The 23,502-nt window shown below is 45.8% G+C and carries 25 protein-coding genes; 23 read left to right on the forward strand and 2 right to left on the reverse strand.

All coding sequences use genetic code 11. From position 1 onward, the window contains the following. Positions 1–39: 39 nt before the first annotated feature. The 11 genes from C1G53_RS01100 (at position 40) to C1G53_RS01150 (ending at position 11,024) form a co-directional block, all read left to right on the forward strand. Positions 40–957: an aldose 1-epimerase family protein gene (locus C1G53_RS01100; protein ID WP_105117342.1), complete on the forward strand. Its 918-nt coding sequence runs from the start codon at positions 40–42 to the stop codon at positions 955–957. A 773-nt stretch (positions 958–1,730) separates the two neighbouring features. After that, positions 1,731–2,558: a lipoate--protein ligase family protein gene (locus C1G53_RS01105; protein WP_105117343.1), complete on the forward strand. Its 828-nt coding sequence runs from the start codon at positions 1,731–1,733 to the stop codon at positions 2,556–2,558. 8 nt (positions 2,559–2,566) lie between these two features. Then, a complete protein-coding gene (locus C1G53_RS01110; protein WP_105117344.1) occupies positions 2,567–3,769 on the forward strand; it encodes an NADH-dependent flavin oxidoreductase in 1,203 nt (400 codons plus the stop codon). After that, positions 3,759–4,754, forward strand: coding sequence for an MsnO8 family LLM class oxidoreductase (locus C1G53_RS01115; RefSeq protein WP_105117345.1), 996 nt, complete (start codon positions 3,759–3,761; stop codon positions 4,752–4,754). Before C1G53_RS01110 ends, C1G53_RS01115 begins: the two co-directional genes overlap by 11 nt. Continuing rightward, positions 4,751–5,083, forward strand: a complete 333-nt coding sequence (locus C1G53_RS01120) for a glycine cleavage system protein H (RefSeq protein ID WP_023369315.1) — start codon at positions 4,751–4,753, stop codon at positions 5,081–5,083. Before C1G53_RS01115 ends, C1G53_RS01120 begins: the two co-directional genes overlap by 4 nt. Continuing rightward, entirely contained in the window at positions 5,076–5,897 is an 822-nt protein-coding gene (locus C1G53_RS01125; protein ID WP_105117346.1) for a protein-ADP-ribose hydrolase, read from the forward strand. Before C1G53_RS01120 ends, C1G53_RS01125 begins: the two co-directional genes overlap by 8 nt. Continuing rightward, entirely contained in the window at positions 5,875–6,786 is a 912-nt protein-coding gene (locus C1G53_RS01130) for an SIR2 family NAD-dependent protein deacylase (RefSeq protein ID WP_105117347.1), read from the forward strand. Before C1G53_RS01125 ends, C1G53_RS01130 begins: the two co-directional genes overlap by 23 nt. Continuing rightward, positions 6,761–7,786 carry a lipoate--protein ligase gene (locus C1G53_RS01135; protein ID WP_105117348.1) on the forward strand — a complete coding sequence of 342 codons (1,026 nt, stop codon included), beginning with the start codon at positions 6,761–6,763 and terminating at the stop codon, positions 7,784–7,786. Before C1G53_RS01130 ends, C1G53_RS01135 begins: the two co-directional genes overlap by 26 nt. A gap of 20 nt (positions 7,787–7,806) precedes the next feature. After that, complete coding sequence (locus C1G53_RS01140; protein ID WP_105117349.1) at positions 7,807–9,255, forward strand: amidase; 1,449 nt, start codon at positions 7,807–7,809, stop codon at positions 9,253–9,255. A 127-nt stretch (positions 9,256–9,382) separates the two neighbouring features. Beyond that, on the forward strand, positions 9,383–10,261 hold the full coding sequence (locus tag C1G53_RS01145; RefSeq protein ID WP_105117350.1) for a transporter substrate-binding domain-containing protein: 879 nt from the start codon (positions 9,383–9,385) through the stop codon (positions 10,259–10,261). Between the two features lie 91 nt (positions 10,262–10,352). Further along, entirely contained in the window at positions 10,353–11,024 is a 672-nt protein-coding gene (locus tag C1G53_RS01150; RefSeq protein WP_105117351.1) for an amino acid ABC transporter permease, read from the forward strand. Between the two features lie 40 nt (positions 11,025–11,064). Here the strand turns inward: C1G53_RS01150 and C1G53_RS01155 are convergent, their stop codons facing one another. Continuing rightward, positions 11,065–12,933 carry a heavy metal translocating P-type ATPase gene (locus C1G53_RS01155; RefSeq protein ID WP_105117352.1) on the reverse strand — a complete coding sequence of 623 codons (1,869 nt, stop codon included), beginning with the start codon at positions 12,931–12,933 and terminating at the stop codon, positions 11,065–11,067. Positions 12,934–13,076: 143 nt separating this feature from the next. Further along, entirely contained in the window at positions 13,077–13,535 is a 459-nt protein-coding gene (locus C1G53_RS01160) for a Fur family transcriptional regulator (protein ID WP_105117353.1), read from the reverse strand. A gap of 172 nt (positions 13,536–13,707) precedes the next feature. Here C1G53_RS01160 and truA point away from each other — a divergent pair, with 172 nt between their 5' ends. From truA to C1G53_RS01225, 12 genes are all read left to right on the forward strand, one after another. Continuing rightward, positions 13,708–14,457: a tRNA pseudouridine(38-40) synthase TruA gene (gene truA / locus C1G53_RS01165; RefSeq protein WP_105117354.1), complete on the forward strand. Its 750-nt coding sequence runs from the start codon at positions 13,708–13,710 to the stop codon at positions 14,455–14,457. Continuing rightward, positions 14,447–15,208: a bifunctional hydroxymethylpyrimidine kinase/phosphomethylpyrimidine kinase gene (locus tag C1G53_RS01170; protein WP_105117355.1), complete on the forward strand. Its 762-nt coding sequence runs from the start codon at positions 14,447–14,449 to the stop codon at positions 15,206–15,208. Before truA ends, C1G53_RS01170 begins: the two co-directional genes overlap by 11 nt. Then, positions 15,198–15,677, forward strand: a complete 480-nt coding sequence (locus C1G53_RS01175) for an ECF transporter S component (RefSeq protein WP_105117356.1) — start codon at positions 15,198–15,200, stop codon at positions 15,675–15,677. Before C1G53_RS01170 ends, C1G53_RS01175 begins: the two co-directional genes overlap by 11 nt. After that, on the forward strand, positions 15,664–16,227 hold the full coding sequence (locus C1G53_RS01180) for a TIGR01440 family protein (RefSeq protein WP_105117357.1): 564 nt from the start codon (positions 15,664–15,666) through the stop codon (positions 16,225–16,227). Before C1G53_RS01175 ends, C1G53_RS01180 begins: the two co-directional genes overlap by 14 nt. A gap of 368 nt (positions 16,228–16,595) precedes the next feature. Beyond that, positions 16,596–17,360 carry a hypothetical protein gene (locus C1G53_RS01190; protein WP_105117359.1) on the forward strand — a complete coding sequence of 255 codons (765 nt, stop codon included), beginning with the start codon at positions 16,596–16,598 and terminating at the stop codon, positions 17,358–17,360. Between the two features lie 278 nt (positions 17,361–17,638). Next, positions 17,639–18,070, forward strand: coding sequence for an Rrf2 family transcriptional regulator (locus tag C1G53_RS01195; protein ID WP_014637453.1), 432 nt, complete (start codon positions 17,639–17,641; stop codon positions 18,068–18,070). Between the two features lie 79 nt (positions 18,071–18,149). Continuing rightward, positions 18,150–19,151: an NADP-dependent oxidoreductase gene (locus tag C1G53_RS01200; protein ID WP_105117360.1), complete on the forward strand. Its 1,002-nt coding sequence runs from the start codon at positions 18,150–18,152 to the stop codon at positions 19,149–19,151. A 26-nt stretch (positions 19,152–19,177) separates the two neighbouring features. After that, positions 19,178–20,023, forward strand: a complete 846-nt coding sequence (locus tag C1G53_RS01205) for an alpha/beta fold hydrolase (RefSeq protein WP_105117361.1) — start codon at positions 19,178–19,180, stop codon at positions 20,021–20,023. After that, positions 20,016–20,885, forward strand: coding sequence for an SDR family NAD(P)-dependent oxidoreductase (locus C1G53_RS01210; protein ID WP_105117362.1), 870 nt, complete (start codon positions 20,016–20,018; stop codon positions 20,883–20,885). Before C1G53_RS01205 ends, C1G53_RS01210 begins: the two co-directional genes overlap by 8 nt. Then, positions 20,878–22,089: an NADH:flavin oxidoreductase/NADH oxidase family protein gene (locus C1G53_RS01215; RefSeq protein WP_105117363.1), complete on the forward strand. Its 1,212-nt coding sequence runs from the start codon at positions 20,878–20,880 to the stop codon at positions 22,087–22,089. Before C1G53_RS01210 ends, C1G53_RS01215 begins: the two co-directional genes overlap by 8 nt. Positions 22,090–22,216: 127 nt before the next feature. Continuing rightward, a complete protein-coding gene (locus C1G53_RS01220) occupies positions 22,217–22,846 on the forward strand; it encodes an NAD(P)-dependent oxidoreductase (protein WP_105117380.1) in 630 nt (209 codons plus the stop codon). 9 nt (positions 22,847–22,855) lie between these two features. After that, positions 22,856–23,305, forward strand: a complete 450-nt coding sequence (locus tag C1G53_RS01225; RefSeq protein WP_029187645.1) for an Rrf2 family transcriptional regulator — start codon at positions 22,856–22,858, stop codon at positions 23,303–23,305. Positions 23,306–23,502 lie beyond the last annotated feature (197 nt).

Below are 23,502 nucleotides of genomic sequence, written 5' to 3' on the forward strand. Positions count from 1 at the left end.
AGTTAGCATCCTTGTTTTCATATAAGGGAGGCAGTTTTTATGTTCGAATTAAAAAATGAGAACTTAACAGTACAATTTTCTGAATTAGGTGGACAAATTATTTCTATTAAAGACAAGGATGGAATCGAATATCTTTGGCAAGGCGATCCGACCTATTGGAGCGGTCAAGCACCAGTTCTATTTCCGATTTGTGGAAGTTTACGAAATGATTGGGCTATCTATGAACCTGCAGAAAGGCCGACATTTACAGGCACAATTCCAAGGCATGGACTTGTGAGAAAAATGATCTTCAAAAATGTAAATAGTACAGAGAACTCTTTGGAATTTTCTATTTCATCAAACGAAGAAACCGTAAAAAATTACCCTTTTGAATTTGAACTTTCCATTAACTACTCACTACTTGGCAATACAATTCGAACTGAATATCGGGTGAAAAACCTTGAGGGACATAGAAAGCTACCTTACTTTATTGGGGGTCACCCAGGTTTTAATTGTCCCTTGTTGGATGGTGAGAGTTATGAAGACTATTATTTAGAATTTGAAAAAGTAGAATCTTGTACAGTACCTAGAAGTTTTCCAGAAACTGGCTTACTTGATCTGCGAGACCGCCGGCCATTCTTGGAAAATCAAAAGACCTTGGACTTGTCCTATCAATTGTTTGAGCATGATGCCATCACATTGGATCAATTAGCATCACGAAAGGTAACCTTGAAATCAAAAAATCATCAGAAGAAACTTTCGATTGCATTTGATGATTTTCCATATTTAGTGATTTGGTCAACTACAAATCAGAGCCCCTTTATCGCATTAGAACCATGGAGCGGACTCTCTACTTCATTGGAAGAATCTGATATTTTCAATGCCAAACGAAATATTAGTTACGTTGCTCCAAAAGAAGTTGATACAAAATATTTTGATATTATTATCGACATAATGCCACCTCAAATCATGAGATAGCTGACTAGTCTATTCTATGGTGTTAATTGGTGTCAATTTTATCCAAACCAGTGGATTTTAGTCCATTTTCATGGAAGTTTTATTTTCGTAAATGTTGATATAACGGGATTTATAAGGGTTGAGAATTCTTCGTTTTCAATAGCGAAATTCTCAAAACGTTAAGAACCAGCTACAATACAGCATTTATCAGCACTTCATGGTTCACACCATGGGGTGTTTTTTGTTACTTACTCAAGGTACTCAGGCTAAGTTTGTTTTTGTCGCATTTGTCGAAGTACTTACAGCTTGGCCGTTCCGTGAGTAGCTGTGAAGCCGTGCACACAAAGAGCAGCACACCAACAAGTTCGGCTAACATGTACATTAGAATTATCTCCCCCACTTGCACTGCATGGTGAATGGGACTTAGATAATATACTATAAGATTAAGAAAAGAGGTAGTCTAACATCTGAGCTGCTCTTAATGACGACCATAGATATTAGCGAAGAAATGTTAGCGATAGAGCCCTCTGGTCTTCTTAGGCCCCTCTTGAAAGCCTTCTAATAGAGTGGCGGGTTTGTCCTAACCACGTTCAGAAAAATCCATGTATGAGCAAATAGTCCATACCAAGGTTAGGGCAGAGGTCTCAACTTCACTGTATTGTGCAAGTAGCCTTCCCCTTTTGAATAAACAACAATAAATATATACACACTGAAAGCAAGTTGAATATTTTTGCTCCTACATCAGCTAGTCTGTGTTAAAATAGGAATAGCAAATTGAAAGAGAACGCTTACGAATGAAATCTTGGGTTGAGAATGTGACCATAAAAAAATACGAAGATCGGTCTGGCTTGACTGGTTTGAAACAGGGGCCGTTGGTGTGGACAGAGGTCTTTTTGCGCGAGGTCAATCGTCAGACCGATACAGGCATTTTGCATTTTTGGCCCATGGATAAAACGGTCATTCTAGGTATGATGGATAGTCAGGTCGTCCAGCTGGACAGGGGATTGGCCAGTATTGGTCGGGCGGGCTACAGTCCTATTATTCGGAGTTTGGGCGGTTTGGCAGTCGTTGCAGATGAGGGGATTTTAAATGTCACTCTGATTTTGCCCAATCCTTCTGGTCACAAGGTTGATTTGAGGGAATCCTATCAGGTCATGGTGGATTTGATTGCTCAGGCGCTTTCGGATTTTCCCTTCGATGTGGTCAGTGGTGAGGTGGCAACTTCCTACTGTCCTGGGACCTACGACCTTAGTATCAAGGGGCGGAAGTTTGCTGGATTGGCCCAGCGGATTTACCAAGAGGCTATTGCCATTTCTGCCTATATCAGTGTGTCAGGCAATCAAGTCAAACGTGGGCAAGTAGTGGCGGATTTTTATGCAGCAAGTTTTGCTCCGCAAGAAGTATCGGACAGATTTCCACAGGTAGATCCAGCTTCGATGGCCAATCTGTCAGACTTGGTCGGTCAGGATGTGACGGTGGAGGATATGAAGAAACGGATTGAGCAAGTCTTGGTTGAAAATGGGGCCAGTCTGTCTACTTTTTATCCTTCGTCGGACAACATGGCTGATTTTATGGCGCTCGGAAAGACCATCAAGCAGTCTATGGAAAAATATGGTATCTAGGAGGAAATATGGAAACCTATCAAGCATTATTTGAAGCTCTGCCATTGCACCAAACCGTCCTAGCCAATCGTTTTGTCCTGTCGCCCATGGTGACCAATTCCTCCACAGCAGATGGCTTGGTGACCCAGGATGATTTGGACTATGCGGAGCGGCGGGCGGATGCGGCTCCATTGCAAATCACAGGGGCGGCTTATGTGGACCCCAAGGGACAATTGTTCGAGTTTGGCTTTAGCGTGGCCAAGGATGAGGATGTTGATGGTTTGCGAAAACTGGCCCAGGTCATGCAGTCCAAGGGGGCAAAGGCAATCTTGCAACTGACCCATGCTGGTCGTTTTTCCAGCCACACCCTTCAGCGGGACAAGCTGGTCTATGGTCCCAGTCCCATGAAACTCCATGCTCCCTTTCCCCATGAGGTCAAGGAGTTGACCATAGCAGAGCTGGAAGAGCTGGTAGAGGCCTATGGTCAGGCGACGCGACGGGCTATTGAGGCGGGTTTTGCAGGAGTTGAGATCTCTTCTGCCCAGCGCTTGCTGATTCAGACCTTCTTTTCGACTTTTTCCAATCAACGTCAGGACCGCTATGGCTGTCAAAACTTGGAAAATCGTTCCCGTTTTGGTTTAGAAGTCTTGCGGAAGGTTCAGGAAATGATTGACCAGTTGGCGCCAGCTGACTTTATCCTTGGTTTTCGGGCAACGCCTGAGGAAACAAGAGGAGCCAGTATCGGCTATTCTATCGAGGAATTTTTACAGTTCATGGACATGGCTTTGGATGTTGCAAGGATTGACTACCTAGCCATCGCTTCATGGGGGCATGATGTTTTTCGCAATCAGGTTCGAGGGGCTGGGCGCCATCAGGGGCGCTTGGTCAATCAGGTGGTTCACGATACCTTAAAGGATAGGCTGGTGGTTATGGCGACAGGGGGAATCAATTCGGCGGAGAAGGCTATTGAGGCCTTGGAGCATGCGGATATGGTTGGTTTGTCAACACCTTTTATCACCGATCCTGAGTTTGTCCACAAGATCGCGGCCGGCAAGCCAGAAGACATCCAACTGCGGATCAAGTCAGAAGACCTGTCCAAGCTGGCTATTCCCCAGGCTTCTTTCAAGGATATTGTTCCCTTGATGGACTATGGGGAGTCGTTGCCGAGGGAATCGCGAGAGGTTTTCCGTAGCCTAGAAAAACACTACGAGGAGGAAAGGTATGAAGATTAGTCTCTTGGACTATGGGCTTTTGGATGAGGGCCGGACCTATCAGGAGGCCTGGCAGGATAGTTTGGCGCTGGTGCAGGCGGCGGATCGCTTGGGCTACCATCGGTTTTGGTTGGCGGAGCACCACAATGTCCATGCCCTGACCATCGGCAGTCCCGAGGTCGTGATTCCTTACTTGGCCAGTCGGACCCAGCGGATTCATCTGGGTTCGGGCGGCATCATGGGCTTGCATTATTCGCCTTATAAAATAGCAGAGCTGGCAGCCAGTTTGGAAACTCTGTTTCCAGGTCGGGTGGACATCGGCTTGGGAAATTCTACCGGAACGGCTCTGGTTAAAGAGCACATGCGTAGCCAGTTTCAACCCAGTCAATTTGACAAATGGATCCAGCAGTTTACAGGCTATCTGACAGGAAGAGATGAAGTCATTGGTCTGTCGCCCAAGCTGGCAAGCTACCCAGAAATCTTCACCTTGGGGATGGGTGGGCAGTCCATGGCTCTGTCTGCTAAGGAGGGCTTGGGCTATGTCTTTGGTAGCTTCCCTTACATTCCCCATGATCCTGTGGAAACAGCTGGAAAATTGGCTCAGGATTACCGTAGGGAGTTTCAGCCGTCAGACATCATGGCGCAACCGCATTTTGCCCTGGCCCTCTTTGTAGTGATTGCGGAAACCAGTCAGGAGGCAGAAAATCTGGCAAAATCGCTAGATATTTGGATGTTGGGCAAGCAAGATTTTAATGAATTTACCCATTTTCCAAGCCTAGCCACCTATCAGGCCTATGATCTGACGGAGCAGGATAGGGAAAGAATTGCCCAGCACCGCAGTCGGATGATTATTGGCAATCCAGCAGAAGTCAAGGAGCAACTTGAAAGACTGGTTGCAGCTTGTCAGCCAGACGAACTCCTCTTTATCCCCTTGGTTTCAGGGATTGATAACCGCTTGAAAGCCATCGAATTACTAGCACAAATTGTAGAAAGTGAGACACTATGAAAAAAATTGCCAACTACCTCTGGGTAGAAAAAGAAGATGCTATTTACACTATTCGTATGACAGCAGAGTTGCAGGATGATGTCGGTACACTTGGTTTTGTTATTTTTTCCGACAAGGAAGTCTTAGAAGTCAATGATGAGATTCTCAATCTCGAAGCCTCAAAAACAGTTATGGCTATCCTGACCCCTATTGCAGGTCGGGTGGTAGAGCGCAATACGGCTGCTCTGGAACAACCAACCTTGCTCAATTCGGAAAAACCAGAAGAAAACTGGTTGATTCGCTTAACCGATGTGTCTGAAGAAGCCTTTTTAGCACTTGAAGATGCTTAAGGAAGAGATGCTAGACTTGCTGGGGTCTATGATTGCCATCTTGAAGACTGAGAATGGTGATCTACAGTCAGCGGAGCTTGAATTGACTAGTCTTGAAGAAGCTATTCCGATTTGGAGAGGTTTGGTCAATCAACGACCAGCGGGACCGATTGGGGCGGACTATCTGGTAGCGGAGGAGGCCTTTCTAGCAGCCTATCATGAGGAACATATGCAGGATGTGTCAGTCTGTCAGCCGACGAGCGACCCTCAGATTTTTCTCTATCCAGGAGATTTGTGTCATTTGCAGGTTGATGCAGTGGTCAACGCTGCCAATAGTCAGATGCTGGGCTGTTTTATCCCCAACCACGCCTGTCTGGACAATGCCCTCCATACCTTTGCTGGTTTGGAGTTACGCCAGTTTTGTGCCAAGAAAATGGAAGACCAAGGTCTTCCAGCAGCAGTTGGCAAGGTCATGGTGACACCTGGTTTTCACCTGCCAGCTGGTTTGGTCTTTCACACGGTGGGACCCTTTATCCCAGAAGGTAAGCCAGTTTCGGCTATTCGGAGAGGGCTCTTGGAGCAGTGCTACCTGTCCTGTTTAGAGGAGGCTCAGGCGCGTGGTCTTAAAGCAATCGCCTTTCCAGCTCTATCAACAGGGGAATTTGGCTATCCCAAGGACCAGGCGGCGGAAGTGGCAGTTCGAACTGTCCGCAAGTGGCTGACGGAAACAACCTATCCCCTAAAGGTCATTTTTTCGACCTATACGGTGGAAGACCAGAGCTACTATACAGCCTTATTAGGAGAAAAGGAGGATGTCCATGTGGCAGACGCTTAAACAAGAAGAAAAAACTCAGGCGGAGCTGCTTGCAGGTTTGCTGGCTGAAGCTGATGCGGTGGTGGTGGGCATTGGAGCAGGCATGTCTGCGGCGGATGGCTTTACCTACATCGGTCCACGTTTTGAAACAGCCTTTCCAGATTTTATCGCCAAGTACGGCTTTTTGGATATGTTGCAGGCTAGCCTTTTTGACTTTGAAAGCACGGAGGAATATTGGGCCTTTCAGAGCCGCTTTGTTGCCCTTAATTATCTGGACCAGCCTGTTGGTGCCTCCTATATCCATTTGCGGGAGCTTTTAGAAACCAAGCCCTATCACATCATCACCACCAATGCAGACAATGCCTTTTGGGTTGCCGACTACGATAGGAATAAGGTTTTCCACATTCAAGGGGAATACGGTCTCTGGCAATGCAGTCGCCATTGCCATGACCAGACCTATCGAGATGATGCCCTCATTCGTCGGATGATAGCAGAGCAGGAGGATATGAAGATTCCCTATGACCTAATTCCGCGTTGTCCAGTCTGTGATGCCCCTTTCGAGATTAACAAACGCAATGCCGAAAAGGGCATGGTTGAATCGCCAGATTTCTTTGCTCAAAAAGCCCGCTACGATGCCTTTTTAGAAGACCATCAAACAGGCAAGGTTCTCTATCTGGAAATTGGGATTGGCTTTACCACGCCGCAGTTTATCAAGACACCTTTTCAAACAAGAGTTCAGCAAAATCCACAGGCCCTCTATGTCTGTCTTAATCAAAAACACTATCGCCTGCCCCTGCCTATCAGGGAACGAAGTTTGACCCTGGCAGAAGACAGTGCCCAATTATTAAAAGAAACCCATAAAATTTATTTTAAAGGAGAAAAACATGTATCTAATCGAACCAATTCGTAACGGCCAATATGTCAGCGATGGAGCAGTTGCTCTAGCTATGCAGGTCTATGTTCAGCAAAATGTCTTCTTGGATGATGATATTCTCTTTCCCTATTACTGTGACCCTAAGGTAGAAATCGGCAAGTTTCAAAATGCCCTGGTCGAAATCAATGAAGACTACCTCAAAGAGAACAATATCCTTTTGGTTCGTCGGGATACAGGTGGCGGTGCTATCTATGTAGACAAGGGCTCTGTCAATGTCTGCTATTTAATTCAAGATAACGGGATTTTCGGAGATTTCAAACGTGCCTATCAGCCTGCAATCAAGGCCCTGCATGAGTTGGGAGCTGTTGAGGTAGAGCAAACAGGCCGCAATGACCTAGTGATTGAAGGGAAAAAGGTATCAGGTGCAGCTATGACCATCAGCAACAATCGTGTTTATGGTGGCTACTCTCTTCTTTTGGATATTGACGAAGAAGCCATGTCCAAGGTCCTCAATCCCAATAAGAAAAAGATTGAATCAAAAGGCATCAAGTCTGTCAAAAGCCGTGTGGGAACCATCCGTCCATATCTGGCAGAAGAATATCAGTCTGTCACAACAGAGGAATTTAAGAACCTCATTACCTGCAAGTTATTGGGTATTGAGTCCATTGACCAGGCAAAACGCTATGTCTTGACTGAGGAAGACTGGGCAGCCATTGACAAGTTGGTGGCAGACAAGTATAAGAACTGGGAATGGAACTACGGCAATTCGCCACAGTATAGCTACCACCGTGATGGTCGTTTTGTTGGGGGAACTGTGGATATTCACCTCGAAGTTGAAAAAGGCCGCATTGCCAAATGCCGTATTTACGGAGATTTCTTTGCCAAGGGCAATATTGATGAAGTTGAAAATAAGCTAATTGGCACACGCTTGCTCGAAGAAGACCTTCAAGCAGCCTTGGCGGATTTAGATATGGCCCATTATTTCGGGAAGATTAGTGCAGAAGAATTGGTCGGCTTGATGCTGAGCGAAGGATAAAAGCAGAAATAGAGGTCCCTATGGAATGGAAAGATGCGACAGCCATGGCTCAGGCTGTCAATCAGAAACAGGTTTCTGCCAAGGAATTGGTGCAAGAAACCATTGACAGAATAGAAAATCTCAATCCCACCCTCAATGCGGTTGTCAGCAAGCAGTATGAAGAGGCCTTGAAAGAAGCGGAGAAAGAAGACTATCTGGGCAAGCCATTTGCAGGGGTTCCCTTCTTGCTCAAGGATTTGGGGCAAAATGAAAAGGGGCAGCCATCTTCTGCAGGTTCTCGCCTGCTTGCTGGTCGACCAGCAGGCCATACCGATACCTATGTCCAACGCTTGAAGGACTTGGGTTTTATCATTGTCGGTCGAACCAACACGCCAGAATTCGGCTTCAAAAATATCTCAGACGCCAGCATACATGGAGCAGTCAATCTTCCCTTGGATACTAGCCGTAATGCCGGTGGCTCAAGTGGTGGTGCAGCCGCAGCACTAGCTTCAGGCATGGTTTCTATTGCAGCTGCATCGGATGGCGGGGGGTCTATTCGCATCCCTGCCTCCTTCAATGGCTTAATTGGGCTCAAAACCAGTCGTGGTCGGATTCCAGTTGGACCTAAGTCCTATCGTGGCTGGCAGGGGGCATCTGTCAATTTTGCCCTGAACAAGTCGGTACGCGATACCCAGCGCCTGCTCTATCATTTCCAGGACTATCAGCTAGAAGCTCCCTTTCCCCTTGCCAAGCTGAGTGAAGAGGAGGTTTTTGGAAAAGGTTCACGCCCCCTTAAAATTGCCTATTATACCAAGTCGCCAGTAGGCAGCAAGGTCAGTCCTGAAGCGGTAGAAGCGGTTCAAAAAGCCTGTCATCACTTGGCAAATTTGGGGCATGAAGTGGTGGAATTATCAGAATATCCTCTGGATGGAGTGGCCCTGATGAAATCCTTCTACCTGATGAACAGCGTGGACACAGCCCAGATGTTTGACGACATCGAAGCAGCTTTTGGGCGTCAGATGACCTTGGATGACATGGAAGTCATGTCCTGGGCTATTTACCAGAGCGGGCAAACCATTCCAGCCAAATTGCACTCCAAGGCCCTCTTGGACTGGGACCAGTTTGGAGCCAGAATGGCACGTTTCCATGAGGAATACGACTTGCTCCTGACGCCGACAGTGGCGGATGTAGCGCCCAAGCATGGGCAATTTGACCTGCCAGCAGATTTGCTGGACCGCCTCAAGCAGACCCAGAATTATTCTATGGAAGAGCAGCAGGACCTGATCTGGCAAATGTTCGAGGATAGTCTGGCCCTAACCCCCTTTACGCAGCAGGCCAATATTTGTGGTCAGCCAGCTATTTCTCTGCCAACTTATGTGCGGGCTGACGGCTTGCCAATTGGTATCCAATTGACAGCAGCCAAGGGACGAGAAGATTTGCTCTTACAGTTGGCAGACCAAATGGAGGCAGCAGGTTTACTCAACTTGTAAGGGAATTCATTTTTCAGATAAAATACTTGCCAAATCTCTTTAAAAGTGTTACCCTATAAAAGTTGGTGGGTTAACACCAAGAAAAAGAAAAAAGAGAAGCCTAAGCTTCCAAAGGAGATTAGAACCTATGTTGAAAAAATTGTTGGCATCAGCCCTGCTTGTTTCATCAATTACTCTTGCAGCTTGTTCAAATACTTCAACAAGCACAGAAAGCTCTTCTTCAGCTAGCCAAACCCAGTGGGAAAAAGTACAAGAAGCAGGTGTCTTGAAAGTTGCTACACCAGGAACCCTCTTCCCAACTTCTTACTACAACGATGCCAAAGAATTGGTCGGTTATGAAATTGACATGATCAATGAAATTGGTAAGCGTTTGAAACTGGAAATTGAATACCAAGAAATCGGTGTGGCAGAAGCCTTTACAGCGGTTGACAGTGGTAAGGTAGATATTTCTGTTAACAACTTTGACATGACCGAAGCTCGTAAGGAAAAGTATAACTTCTCTATCCCTTATAAATATTCAGTTGGTGGTTATATCGTCCGTGAAGATGGTTCATCAGGGATCGAAGCAGCTGACTTGAGCGACTGGACTGGCAAGAAAGCTGGTGGTGGCGCAGGTACTCAGTACATGAAAATTGCTGAAAAGCAAGGTGCAGAGCCAGTTATCTATGACAACGTAACCAACGATGTTTACTTACGTGATGTATCAACAGGTCGTACAGACTTCATTCCAAACGACTACTATACACAAGTAATGGCTATCAAGTGGGCAAATGCTAACTTCCCAGACATCAAGGTGAAGATGGGTGATGCTAAATACAACCCAACAGAACAAGGGATTGTTATGAGCAAGGCTGACACAAGCTTGAAAGAAAAAATTGACGAAGCTCTTGAAGCGATGAAAGCTGACGGAACTTTGAAGGCAATTTCTGAGAAATACTATGGAGGACAAGACTTGACCGTCCCTGTTGAAAATGCAGACCAATTGCCAGTTATCGAAGTTGAATAAGATTTGGTAAGAAATTAAATTGTATGTTGTATAGACTTTGTCAGTTAAAGACTGGCAAGGTCTATCTGGTTTTTAGGAAAGAGGAGAAGATATGGAAATCAACTGGCAGGCAGTTTTTAATGTAGAGATTGCGAAGGAAGCCGTTCCGCAGATTTTGGAAGGCTTGCCTTACACTCTTTCTCTGTCTTTGATTGGTTTTGCCTTGGGTACCTTTTGTGGTTTCTTTGTTGCCTTACTTAGAATGTCCAAGTTAGCGCCCTTGCGTTGGCTGGCTATGACTCATATTTCTCTCATGAGGGGCATTCCTCTCATGGTTCTCCTCTTTTTCATCTATTTCGGTCTGCCCTTCATGGGCCTACAGTTAGATGCTATTTCGGCCTCCATAATTGCTTTTACTTCCATGTCCAGTGCCTACATTTCTGAAATTATTCGTGCATCTCTTTCAGCCATTGATAAGGGACAGTGGGAGGCGGCGCGTTCCTTGGGCTTGCGGACCAATGTGATTTACAGAAAAATCATCATTCCCCAAGCCTTCCGAATTGCCCTACCACCTCTTAGCAATGTGCTTTTGGACATGGTAAAAAGCACCTCTCTGACAGCTATGATTACAGTGCCAGAGATTTTCAATAAGGCCAAGATAGTAGGTGGAGCCAAGTCCGACTACATGACAGTCTATATCTGTGTAGCCCTCATTTATTGGGTGATCTGTACACTATATGCTGTCGGTCAAGTACACTTGGAAAAACGATTGGCGACTTATTAGAAAATTCCTCGGTTCTTTTGAATCGAGGAATTTTATTTAATTATTTAAAGTACAAGAGTCTCAACCCATTCAAAATCACCAAAATGGTAGATCCTTCGTGGCCAACCACACCGAGCGGCAGATTGATAGACTGGAAGAGATTGGAAATGATAAGAAGGGCAATGACAGACAGGGCAAAGACGATATTTTGCTTAATGATGCCCCGCATTTTTTTAGACAGACGGATGGAGTAAGGAATTCTCGTCAAATCCTCCATGAGTACGATGTCAGCTGACTCCATAGCGATGTCCGTACCGCTTCCCATAGCATAGCTGACATTGGCTTGAGCAAGGGCAGGAGCATCGTTGATACCGTCCCCCACCATACCGACAGACGCAAACTCGGTTTGCAGTTCTTGGATAACAGCAGCCTTATCCGTCGGCAGACAGTTGGCAATGACCCGATCAATGCCGACCTGACTCGCTACGTAACGAGCCGTCTTTTCTTGGTCACCTGTCAAGAGAATGGGTGTCACTCCCATCTCTTTCAGCTGAGAGATAAGGAGTTTACTCTCTGGCTTCAAACTATCTTCCACCATAAAAATCGCCACAAGGACATCATTTTGGCTGACATAGACCAGGGTTTTCCCAGTACTTTCCGCCTCATCGATCTGTGCCAGCAAGCCAGTAGACAGAGGACTCACCAGGCTGTCTACCACAAATCCCGCCTTACCGATTTTCCAGCTGTCGCCCTCATAGCTTGCCACCAAGCCTTTTCCGGTCACATCTTCTAGGCTTTGGAGGGCAATAGCAGAGCTGTCAGCCGTATAGGTCATGAGAGCTTGAGCGATGGGATGGCTAGATTGTTTTTCAACTGCCTGAACAACTTCCTTGATCAGTTTTTCATCGCCAAGATAGGTTACACCTACAACTTCAGGTTTACCAATGGTTAGGGTACCCGTCTTGTCAAAGACGATTGCTTCTAGATTGGCGATATTGTCCGCAATGTCACCACCCTTGATAATCATGCCCTTACGTGCCGCACGGCTGATGGCAGAAAGTGTTGCCGGTGAAGAAGAAGCTACAAGTGCACATGGAGAAGCAATGGTCAAGAGAATCATGCCACGATAGAAGGCGGTCAACCAGTCCCAGCCCAGTGCAAAATGAGCAAGGAGGATAAAGAGAGGCACCACAAGCAAGACAACTTTCACATAGGTATCTTCCATGTTTTCAATGAAAGTCGCTGTTTTTGATTTGGATTCTTGGGCATTTTCGACCATCTGGACGATTTTATCGAAGAGGGCATCGCCTTTTTCAGCCGTAACTTGAACGGTCACAGTTGGCCCTTGGTTGATGGTGCCGCCGATAACAGCCTGTCCAGCCATTTTTTCCGCAGGGAGCGGCTCGCCTGTAATCATGGATTCGTCAAAGATAGATTGGGGACTGATGAGAGTAGCATCCAGTGGTACAGTGTCGCCCTTGCGAACTTGCAAGAAATCACCGATGTGAATGTCAGCCGTGTCCAAAACAGTGATGTCACCATTTTCCTCGATTTTACGAGCCGTAGGCGGGGTCATGTTCATCAAAGCAGCGATAGCGTTCTTGCTTTTTTCCATAGCCAATTCTTCTAAAGTAGAAGACAGGGAGAAGATGAAGATGAGCAGGGCTCCTTCCATCCAGTAGCCGATGAGGCCAGAGCCGATCGCCGCCAAAATCATGAGGAGATCAACAGACAGGTGCTTGTCCACAAACAATTCTGTCAGTCCTTCCTTGGCTGACTGGTAGCCTCCGATGACAAAGGCTGAAATGAAGAGGAAGGGTGCCCATCCTTGCCCGGTCTGTAGCAGGATTATCCCTACCAGGATAAATACTAGGCAGACAGAAGTCGTGATAATGTGACTATTTTGTTTAAATTGTTGTGTTAGAGTCATAAATCATTCCTCGAAATATCTTTTTATATTTTAATTATAACAATTATAAATAAAATGTCAAGTTTAATTATAATAATTCTAAATAAGAGTTTTCAGACAATTCCAAGGAAAGAAAAAAGAGCGAAATATTTCGCTCTGCTATTTTATGACTTATTAGATTGGCAATCAGGACAGATACCATAGATAGCTAGGACCTCTTTTGTGACCTTGTAACCTGTCTGGTCTTGGGCTTCTTTTTTCAGACTAGGTAGTTCGATATCCATAAAATCTGTAATTTTTCCACACACTTCACAAATGATATTGAGGTGATCATGACCCATAAAGTCATAATAGGTCGTATTATCATTGGTTCGTTTGATTTCTGTTACAAATCCTTCTTCCAACAGAAGTTTCAGATTGTTGTAAACAGTTGCTAGGCTCATTCCTGGATAGTCTGGTAGAAGATCTTGGTAAATCATCTCAGCACTCGGGTGGTCATCGCTTTCTATGATGTAGGCTACAACAGCCTTACGAGTCGAAGTGATACGCACTCCTTTTTCCTTAAGGTGCTGGATGACGTGGTCGAAATCCGCTTGATGGTCACTACTATGGTGGTGGGTCATGCTTCCCTCCTTTCTACGATGTAATAATAACAATTCTAAATTTCAATTCCTGCTTTCATTATAGTGTATTTTCTTAGCTCTGTCAATCTAATAGGAGGTCGAACATCTGTGCTAGGACAGTCGTTGTTTTATAGGCTTGTTTTACTAAGTTTGCTTATGCTACAATCAGAACATGACACGATATAAGGCAATTATTTCCTACGACGGCCATGACTTTTCTGGTTTTCAGCGCCAACCCCATGCCCGTACCGTTCAGGAAGAAATCGAAAAAACACTAGTAAGACTGAACAGCGGCCAGCCGGTGACCGTTCATGGTGCAGGTCGTACAGACGTAGGAGTGCATGCTTATGGTCAGGTGATTCACTTTGACTTGGCTGGTAGTCGAGATGCTGAGAAGCTCCGCTTTGCTCTGGATACTCAAACACCAGAGGATATTGATGTGGTCAGTGTGGAGCAGGTAGCGGATGATTTTCATTGCCGCTATGCCAAACATAGCAAGACCTACGAGTTTCTTGTGGATATTGGGCGACCCAAGAATCCCATGATGCGCCACTATGCGACCTTTTACCCCTATGATTTGGACTTGAGCTTGATAGAAGAAGCTATTCAGGACTTGGTGGGGACCCATGATTTCACAGGCTTTACGGCTTCAGGGACCTCGGTGGAGGATAAGGTGCGGACCATCACGGCGGCGACAATGGAGTATGACCAGCGGCGGCAGTTTTTGATTTTTACCTTTTCAGGCAACGGTTTTTTGTATAAGCAGGTGCGGAATATGGTTGGGACCTTACTGAAAATTGGTAACGGTCGCATGCCTGTTGGGCAGATTAAAAGGATTTTAGCAGAAAAGGATCGTGGTTTGGCGGGACCGACTGCGGCAGGCAATGGCCTCTATCTAAAGGAGATTATCTATGAAGACTAAGTATATTTTGGCGCTTTCGGGCAACGATATTTTCAGCGGTGGCGGTCTCCATGCGGATCTGACCACCTACGCTGTCCACAAGCTGCATGGCTTTGTGGCCGTGACTTGCTTGACAGCTATGACGGAAAAAGGCTTCGAGGTCATTCCGACAGATGCGGCGGTGTTTGCCCAGCAGCTGGCTAGTTTGAAGGATGTGTCCTTTTCTGCGATTAAGATCGGCTTGCTTCCCACGGTGGACATAGCAGAGCAGGCTTTGGAGTTTATCAAGGCTCACCAGGAGATTCCTGTGGTCTTGGATCCAGTCTTGGTCTGCAAGGAAACGCATGATACTGAGGTCAGCCAGTTGCGAGATGAATTCTTGAAGTTCCTTCCCTATGTCAGCATCATCACGCCAAATCTGGCAGAAGCTCAGCTATTGCTCCAAAAAGACATCAAAACGGTGGAGGAGATGAAGCAGGCGGCAGTAGCCTTGTATGACTTAGGAGCCAAGTCGGTGGTCATCAAGGGGGGCAATCGCTTGGGAGGTTTACAGGCTATCGATGTTTATTATGACGGACAGGAAGTGGTGGTGCTTAAGTCGCCTCTGCTTTCAGAAAACAATGTGGGAGCAGGCTGTACCTTTGCGTCCAGCATTGCCAGTCAGCTCTTGCTGGGTCAGGAGCCTTTGGAGGCTGTCAGACTGTCCAAGGATTTTGTCCATGCGGCGATTGAAAAATCAGATGATTATGGGGTGATTCAATATGAGAAATAAAAAAACACAAGAATTAGTATTATTAGCCATCTTAACAGCCTTGACCTTGGTCTTGGCCCATGTCCATATGCCGACCCTATCCGGCTTTGTCACACTTTTGGATGTGGGAGTTTACTTTACAGCCTTTTACTTGGGCAAGAAAGAAGGAGCCATTGTCGGCGGTTTATCTGGACTCTTGATAGATTTCTTGCTGGGCTATCCCCAGTGGGCATTCTTTAGTCTAGTCTTCCACGGGGCTCAGGGTTATTTTGCGGGTTGGACAGGTAAGAAACGGATTCTCGGTCTAGTCTTGGCGACGCTTTCGATGGTGGGGGGCTACTACCTAGCATCTCGGATTTATTTTAATGACCTCAAAGCTATTGAAAGTGTTTTTGGCAATAGCATGCAAAACTTTGTCGGGATGGGCTTAGGGTTTTCAGTGGCTAAATTAGTTGAGAAAAGTGGAGCTATTGGCTATGTCACTCGATAAGATCAAAGTTCAAACCCAGCAAGTTGTCGAAGAAGTCCTAGAACTCAGCAATCTTCAAAAGGGGCAGATATTTGTCCTTGGATTGTCCTCTAGCGAGGTCATTGGTGGGCATATTGGCAAAAATTCTAGTCTGGAAGTTGGTGAGGTGGTTGTTGAAACCATCTTGGAAATTCTGGAGCCAAAAGGTATTTACTTAGCTGTCCAAGGCTGCGAACACCTCAATCGTGCCTTGGTGGTGGAGCGTGAATTGGCTATTCAGAAAGACCTGGAAATTGTCAATGTCTTACCCACCCTGCATGCAGGTGGTTCTGGACAGTTGGCGGCCTTCAAGCATATGAAGGTCCCGGTCGAAGTCGAGTTTATCACTGCTCAGGCTGGTGTAGACATCGGCGACACAGCTATTGGCATGCATATCAAGCACGTACAAGTTCCGATTAGACCTAGCCTGCGTGAGATTGGACAGGCCCATGTCACCGCCCTTGCCAGCCGCCCAAAACTAATCGGTGGGGCACGTGCAGCTTATCAGGAAGATAAGATACGGAAGAATTAGGAGGCTGGGAAAAAGTCCTGGCCTCCTTAGTTTTTTTCAATAGTTAAACTTGACGCAGTGGTTGAGTGGCTTTAACAATCCAGTGGACTGTTAAAGGTTGGAGATAAGATTTGCACAGCAAATCTCAGCAATTCGTGTTTTACACTCCAAATCTGGCCTCTACGGCTGACGCGAACAAAGTTCGCTCTATTTCCAACCTCCAAAGGTTCCCCAAACCTTTGGAGCTGTGCGGGGGTGGGACGATAAAATCAAACCCTGCGGGTTACCGATTTTTGTCCCACTCCCTTTTTTGAGCCAAATTCTTGCCAAGAAGTCTGGCTTATGCTAAACTTGTTCCTGCAAATGATACAAGAACAAAGGGAGAAAACATGACAAAAGGATACCAACAACGATTTTCACTGTCCATTTTATTATGGATGCGTCAAGATAAACCGCGCCAAGAGGGAATGGACTACTGGAGTGGCGGGCATGCGCAGATTATCGCAGCTTCACCGGGTCTATTAGAATACCGCCAGCAACATTTGAGTGCGACAGAACATAGTTTTTGGCCGAAAGCGAAAGGCTTGGAGACGGCTGTTCCAGAAGACCGTCGGATTGATGGCATTGCGGAAGTGACCTATCAAAAGTTATTGGCACCAATAGGCGGTCGCCGTCAGACGGCTCTTGCCTTTGAAGATGAGGTCAATGTTTTCCGTCGAACTTTGATGCACATGGGCTTCCCATATTCATCACGTTGGTATCATATTAGCACTCAGGCCCAAACCCAACTGCGTGATGTCCTTTACTTCCGTCGCAAAGATGGTGTGAAGAGCGGTAGTTTCAAAAAATTTGTTCAAGATGGCCTAGCCAGTCAACTGGCGACAATCTCTGGGGTAACGGAAGTACGGACACAGGTCTATCTTCCTTGGAATAAAGCGACTTGGAATACCCCAAATGTTGCTCATGACAATCCTAAGGAAGACCACCTTCATGCCTCCATCATCCTAGGTTTTGCGGATCAGGCGGCAAGAGAGGCCTTCTATGCCAACCTAGCTCCGCAGCTGAATGCAGAAGTGGTACAATACGCCTCCGCAGTCCACGCTTATCATATAGAAAAAACCTTGCCTTTCGTCCTAAACGGCAAACGCATGTAAGACAAGCAACTTCTTGGTAGAATGCTTAATAAAAAATATAGTCGAATGAATTAGCTTTCAGACAAGGAACCGAGGTGCAGGTTGCTAGCACAGCCTAGTGGCTGTGCTTGGTTGGAGATAAAACTTGCAAAGCAAGTCACTTCTGCAGAGTACGGCAAGCCGAAAGTGACGATGTATCAAAGTTAATTCAAATGACTATAAAGCAAAAGACTTGCCAAGAGGTCTAGCTTATGGTAAACTTGTTCTTGTGGTTGATACAAGAACAGAAAGGAGCACAAATGGATACAAAGTTTTCAGTAGCCCTTCATATACTGACCATGATCAGTGAGAGCAAGGAAATACTTAGCTCGCAAGCCTTGGCTGAGAGCGTTGGCACCAATGCCAGCTACATCCGCAAGGTGATTGCACTCTTGAAAAATGCAGGCCTAATCACTTCGCATCAAGGACGATCAGGCTACCAATTGAGCAAGTCCCCTAAGGATATTAGCTTATTGGAAATCTACCTTGCGACACAAGAAGTGGAGCATATTCGATTGTTTCAGATACACCAGAATGCCAATCTCACTTGTCCAGTTGGGCAGCATATAGAAGGCGCAATGGTTCCCATCTTTTCCAGCGTTGAACAAGAACTGGAAAATCAACTCAGTCGTCAATCCTTAGATAATGTCATTGATAATCTCTATCAATCCGCACAAGTAACCCGAATCTGACCTCGGTCAGATTTTATAAACTCAAACATAGACCTGTAAGTGATACAGGAACAATCTAAAGAATAGAAAAGAGAAGAACATGAAAGCAGCACAACACACATCTTATAACAAAAACAACATCGCCCTTAACCTTACAGAAATTGCTAAACCACAAATCAAGCCTAACCAAGTCCTTGTCAAAGTGACCGCAGCAGGCGTTAATCCATTGGACAATATGATCTCACGCGGAGATGTGAAATTGATTGTTCCTTACAAATTGCCACAAACAGCTGGAAATGAAGTAGTCGGCTTGGTTGAAGAAGTCGGTATAACTGTAACCAACTTTGCAGCAGGTGATCGTGTCTTCGGTCGTCTTCCGCTTGATAGTATCGGTGCTTTTGCTGAGTATGTAGCGGTTGACGCTCAAGCTCTTGCTAAGGTTCCTGCCTACTTGACAGATGAAGAAGCGGCTGCTGTTCCTCTGACAGCCTTGACTATCATGCAAGCCCTTGATCTCATGGGTGCTGAGGCAGGCAAGACCATCTTCATCTCAGGTGGAACTGGCGGTGTCGGCGGTATGGCTATTCCGATTGCCAAAGCCAAAGGCTTGACCGTCATTACTAATGGTGATGGGGCAAGTGCAGAGCGGGTGTTGTCACTGGGTGCAGACCAGTTTATCGATTACAAGACAGAAGATTACACCAAAACACTTAGCAATGTTGACTATGTCTTGGACACACTCGGTGGTGCAGAAACAGAGAAACAAATGACGATTATGAAAAAAGGTGAACAGCTGGTTTCCCTTCGTGCCATGCCAAATGGTGAATTTGCCAAACGCATGAATTTGCCAAAATGGAAACAAATCTTGTTTGGTCTAGCTGGTCGTTCATTTGACAAAATGGCTAAGAAATACGGTGTTCACTACCATTTCATTTTCGTAGAGAGCAATGGTCATCAACTGCAAGAGGTAGCAGACATTTTCAGCAAGCTCGAAATCAAACCATCTATCGATACCGTTTATCCATCTGAAGAAGTCAACGCAGCACTTGATAAGGTTGCCAACGGTCGTTCACGCGGAAAAACAGTCCTCAGTTTCAACTAAAAAAATAAAATATACAGGGAAAAATCATGTCATATATTACAACCAAAAACCAATACATCACCGTTTCAAACAATAAAATCGCCTATCGTGAGCTCAGCAAGGGCAAGTCTGACATCCCTTTGGTCATGCTGGTTCACCTAGCAGCGACCTTGGACAACTGGGATCCAAAATTGCTGGATTTGCTAGCTGAACAGCACCATGTGATTGTCCTAGACCTACCTGGCGTGGGAGCTAGTCAAGGCAAGGTGGCTCCAACTATTCCAGGAATGGCTGAGCAGGCTGTTGCCATTATCAAGGCTTTGGGTCATGAGAAAATCAATTTGCTGGGTCTGTCTATGGGTGGTTTTATTGCTCAAGAAATCGTTCGTCTGGATAGTCAGCTGGTCAACCGTTTGATTTTAGCAGGCACAGGTCCTCGTGGTGGTTTTGAAGTTGATAAGGTAACGGGAAAAACCTTCCGCTATATGCTGAAGGCTGGTTTAGAGCGTGTGGATCCAAAACGCTACATCTTCTACAATCATGATGAGGCAGGTCGTTTGGAGGCAGAAAAAGTCTTGGGTCGTATGGGGCAAAGAAGTGCTGCTCATGCAGACAAGGACATGAATGTTCCAGGATTTTTGACCCAGCTGAAAGCTATCAAACGCTGGGGAAGAGAGCCGCAAGATGACATGACCTTTATCACCCAACCAACTCTGATCGTCAACGGTGATAAGGATATGCAGGTTCCAACAGAAAATTCTTATACTATGCATGAGAAGATCAAAAATAGCCAACTGATTATCTATCCAAATGCAGGACACGGCTCGATTTTCCAAAATGCAGAAGAGTTTTCGAAAGCCTTATTAGCCTTTTTGGAGGAAAGCAATGCCTAAAACCATTTTAATCACAGGATCGACGGATGGAATCGGAAAACACCTAGCCATGAAACTGGCTAGTGAAGGTCATGAAGTGATCTTGCACGGGCGAAATAGCGAAAAGCTCCGTGTAGCCCTCAGTGATATTCAACTAAAAACAGGAAATAAAAAAATTCACGGCTACCTTGCAGACTTTTCCAAGTTAGCAGATGTCTATCGTTTCAGCCAAGAAATTAAACGCGATTTTGAGCAGATTGATGTCTTGTTAAACAATGCGGGTGCTTACTTTGGTGATGCCCGTGTGGCAACGGCAGAAAATATCGAGATGACCTTTATGCTGTCTGTCCAAGTTCCCTATATCTTGACGACGGAATTGCTGCCCTTGCTGGAAAAAGCAGGAGGCAGGGTCATTCACACCTCTTCCTTTATGCACCATTTTGCACAAACCAGAGGCTTGGATTTTGGTTTAGAGCAGAGCTATTCTGCAACCTTGGCTTACAATAATGCCAAACTATACACCATTTGGCTGGCCATTGCTCAGGCAGATGCTTTAGAAAAGCAAGGTTCATCTGTGACTGTCAATGCCTACCATCCTGGCTTGATTGCGACAAATTTGGGCAATGATGGTGTCAAACGCAACCTGAGAAGTCGAATTCTCACCAGTCTGATGAAACCATTTTCCAAAGATTTGGACCAGGGGATTGAAACGGGTTACTACTTAAGTTTGTCACCAGAGGTGGCTGGAGTATCAGGTCGTTATTTTTCAGAGAAAAAAGTGGCAGGGGTCAGCTTGAAAGGCTTTGATGTAGCAAAGAGCCAGGCCTTACTAGCCTATCTTGATAAGAAAATTCAAGTATTTAAGGAGAGCTACGGTGACTAAAATTTTGCTAGAAAACCTCCAACTGCCCAATGGTCAGGTCTTAGACAATCGCTTTTTCAAATCCGCCATGAGCGAAACTCTGGCAGATAGTCAGGGAGCTCCTTCAGGTGACCTGATTGCCTTATATGATTTTTGGGCCAAGCAGGGAATGGGTGTTTTAGTGACAGGTAATGTCATGGTGGACGGCCGCTACCTTGGTGAGCCGGGCAATGTGGTCCTTGATTCAGACAATCATCTGGCTCAATTTCGGAAATGGGCAGCCGTTGGGAAAAAGAACGGTGTGCCTATCTGGCTCCAGCTCAATCACCCTGGCAAACAGATGTATCGGTCAATCAATCAAACTCCGATTGCACCCAGTGCCATTCCGATTTCTGGAGGCTCAGCTTCGGCCTTTCGTCCACCGAGAGAAATGACCGTGTTTGACATCAAAGAAGCTAGAGATAAATTTATTGCAGCAGGCCTTCGGGCAAAAGCAACAGGATTTACAGGTGTACAGTTACACGCTGCACATGGTTACTTGATCAATCAATTCCTCTCGCCAGCAGATAATCAGCGGACGGACCGCTATGGTGGCAGTCTGGACAAGCGCATGCGATTTTTGGTGGAAGTCTATCAAGGTCTGCGTGACAAAGTGGGACCAGATTTTACCATCGCCTTGAAATTGAATGCTTCTGATTTTAAGGAAGAGGGCTTTGGTTTTGAGGATTGCAAGCATGTGGTGAAAACCATGTCTGACTTGGGTATCGACCTGATTGAAATTTCAGGTGGCAATTATGAGACACCTGTTTTTGGTAGTGAATATGAGAATGGTGCTGGATTTGTCACCTATGCCCTTGCTCTAGCAGATTTGACTTCTGTTCCTATTGTTTCAACAGGCGGTTTCCGAAAAGTCACTCAGATGGAGGAAGCTATCAAGGATGGTGTGTCCATGATTGGCCTTGCCAGACCCTTTGTCCTTCGTCCGAGTCTTGTCAATGATTACCGTCAAGTCGGTGATGTGGAACTGACAACGCCTCGCCTGACAACAGGTCTTCCAAAACTGGATAAGGCTCTTGGTCCCATTATTGGCGTCAGTTATTACGAGGCCCAGATGAAACGCTTGGCCAAGGGAAAATCTGTCACCGTCAGTCAAAACGCCTGGCCCTATCTTCTCCAAACCGTCAAGGCCCACGGTCTGTCAGCCTTGAAACCGAGGAGGAAGTAGAATAGACTAGAAAAGATTTGAGAGTTCATCTCAGATCTTTTTTCTGTGATAAATGAACCTGCCAACAATTTTCGAAAAAGTTGTAACAAAACAATTTACAACAAAAAACATTTCGGAGGAAAAGAAAATGAAAATAGCAGTAGTAGCAGCGAACGGTAAAGCAGGTAGCCTGATTGTGAAAGAAGCGGTAGCGCGTGGTTTTGAAGTAACGGCCATCGTTCGTGGTGAAAATAAGACAGTCGCACAGCAGGTTCTTCAAAAGGATGTTTTTGACCTGACAGCCGATGATGTGATTGGTTTTGATGCGGTAGTGGATGCAGTAGGTGCCTGGACAGCAGACACTGTGCATATGGTTCCTGATGCAGCCAAACATTTGGCGGCTATCCTAAGAGGTTCACAAACACGTTTGCTTGTGGTTGGTGGAGCAGCAAGCCTCTATGTTAATCCAGAGCATACCTTGACTGTGGCAGATGTAACAGAGTTTCCAGAGGAAGTATTGCCTGTGCTAAATGCTCACAAGGAAGCACTTGAGGCCCTTCGTCAAGTAGATGATGTCAACTGGACCTATGTAAGCCCGGCAGGTGATTTCCAAGCAGACGGCGAACGGACAGGTCGCTATATTCTTGGCGGTGAAGAGTTGGTCTTGAACAGCAAGGGAGAAAGCGTTATTTCCTATGCAGATTATGCCATTGGTATGATTGACGAGATTGCATCAGGTAATCATCTCAAAGCACGTATTAGCCTTGTCAGCGAGTAAAAGAGTGTTATGCAGATCTCAAATAAATTTACCATTGCCATTCACGCCTTGGCCTTTATCCATCTCTTTCAAGACCAGCAACGTGTCACCAGCAAGGTTTTGGCAAACAGTATTCAAGCCAATCCCGTTATCATTCGCTCGGTTCTATCTGGTTTGAAGGATGCGGGAATTGTAGATGCCAAGCAGGGTAGCGGCGGTTTTCGTTTGGCAAAGCCACTTGATGACATTAGCCTTTATGACATCTTTGTTACGGTGGACAATATTGATAAGAAAGGCTTGTTTAATTTTCATGAAAATCCCCATCCCGACTGTATCGTGGGAGGGAATATCCATGCTGCTGTGGATGACAAACTAGTCCAAGTCCAGACAGCTATGGAGAAAGAATTGAAAACCATGTATATGTCTGATGTTCTGGTTGACCTAGAAAAAGCCATAGAAGAAAAAGTGAAAAGGACTTAAATGGGAGTGGGAAAGAACTCGACCATTCATAGAAGAGTTCGTCAACAAGTCCTTATTTCCAGTTGTTGAGCTGAAACAGTCTATCCCCAGACATCAATTTATGTGAGCTGACTACCGTCAGCTTATATCTCCCACTTTAAAAGGTCTCCCAGACCTTTTAAACTCCCACCCCCGCGTAGCTCCAAAGGTTTGGGGAA

Origin of the sequence: Streptococcus suis (assembly GCF_002960445.1) — a bacterium.
Taxonomy (GTDB): domain Bacteria; phylum Bacillota; class Bacilli; order Lactobacillales; family Streptococcaceae; genus Streptococcus; species Streptococcus hyiners.